This is a genomic window from Geomonas sp., assembly GCF_056994735.1.
This window is the reverse complement of the sequence record NZ_JBXKJL010000208.1, coordinates 1-1225: the sequence shown is the minus strand read 5'-3', so window position 1 is coordinate 1225 and position 1225 is coordinate 1. Positions and strand designations below refer to the sequence as shown.

General features: G+C 60.5%; 2 protein-coding genes and 1 pseudogene. 2 read left to right on the top strand and 1 reads right to left on the bottom strand.

All coding sequences use genetic code 11. The annotated features are described in order from the left end of the window. Together AC11W3_RS09020 and AC11W3_RS09015 are read left to right on the top strand one after the other, a co-directional pair. Positions 1-263: pseudogene (locus AC11W3_RS09020) on the top strand (anaerobic C4-dicarboxylate transporter); the annotation flags it as partial. A gap of 203 nt (positions 264-466) precedes the next feature. Continuing rightward, entirely contained in the window at positions 467-892 is a 426-nt protein-coding gene (locus tag AC11W3_RS09015) for an OsmC family protein (protein WP_484090977.1), read from the top strand. A 178-nt stretch (positions 893-1070) separates the two neighbouring features. On the opposite strand, the gene AC11W3_RS09010 is transcribed toward AC11W3_RS09015, so the two are convergent. Further along, positions 1071-1217, bottom strand: coding sequence for a hypothetical protein (locus AC11W3_RS09010; protein ID WP_484092879.1), 147 nt, complete (start codon positions 1215-1217; stop codon positions 1071-1073). Positions 1218-1225 lie beyond the last annotated feature (8 nt).

The following is a 1225-nucleotide window of genomic DNA, read 5'->3' as shown; positions in this document are numbered from 1 at the left end:
AGGCCGCGACCCTGATCATCATGCTCCCCTTCGGCCTGGCCCTCGGGCTGCCGACGCCGCTGCTGCTCGGGCTGATCCCCACCAGCTACGCCTACTTCTTCTTCGCCTTCTATCCGAGCGATCTCGCCGCCATCAACATGGACCGCTCCGGGACCACCAGGATCGGCAAGTACCTCCTCAACCACAGCTTCATGATCCCCGGCTTCATCGGGGTCGGCGTCTCGACCCTTGTCGCCTACTCCATCTCCAGGGTGATGTTCTAAGCCGCGGGGTACAAACCATCCGGCAGCACGTGCGGGCCGCATCCTCCAAAGGGTGCGGCCTTTTTTTTTAAGGCGTCGAATATTGGGAGAGGAGCGGGAAGGAGCGCCGGACGAAGGCATGGTGGCGGCAGCGCTGGATTGGCAGGAAAGGGGGAGATGTCATACAATGGGGTAGACGGTACAACCGTAAGAGGAGATAGGACATGAAAAGGACAGCTTCAGCAGTATGGAACGGTTCACTAAAGGAAGGTAAAGGTTCGGTTTCCACAGCAAGCGGCGTCCTTGCCGACAGCAGCTTCTCGTTCGGAACACGCTTTGCCGAAGAGCAGGGGACCAATCCGGAAGAATTGATAGCGGCCGCACACGCCGGGTGCTTCTCGATGGCGCTCTCTGCCAGCCTCGGTAAGGCCGGATTCGAGCCCAACCGGATCAGGACCTCGGCTTCGCTGGACCTGGAAAACGCGGAGGGGAGCTGGAGGATCACGGCGATACACCTCGACACCGCCGCCCGGGTCCCGAACATCTCAGCCGAACAATTCGAGGCGGTTGCCCAGGATGCCAAGGCGAACTGCCCGGTATCGCGGGTGCTGAGGGCCGAGATAACGCTGTCGGCACGGTTGGAAGATTAGGGGGGGATGGGAGACGATCCAGGACCGGCATGGTAGGTGGGTCGCTATGACCCGATGAAGAAAAGAAAGCGGCCCCAAGTCATCCTTGGGGCCGCCGTTTTGTAGCTACCGTTTTTGCTTTTCCTCTGTGAACCTCTGGTTGGGATGCTCTGTGTCCTCTGTGGTCGAGGCCTTCGCCTTACCCGAGGATCTGCTTGAGGTCGCCCTCGGCGGTGCCGATCGGGCCGATGTTGAAGTTCTCGACCAGGAAGTTCAGCACGTTCGGGGTGATGAAGGCCGGCAGGGTCGGTCCCAGCTTGATGTTCTTCACTCCGAGGTGGAGCAGGGTCAGCA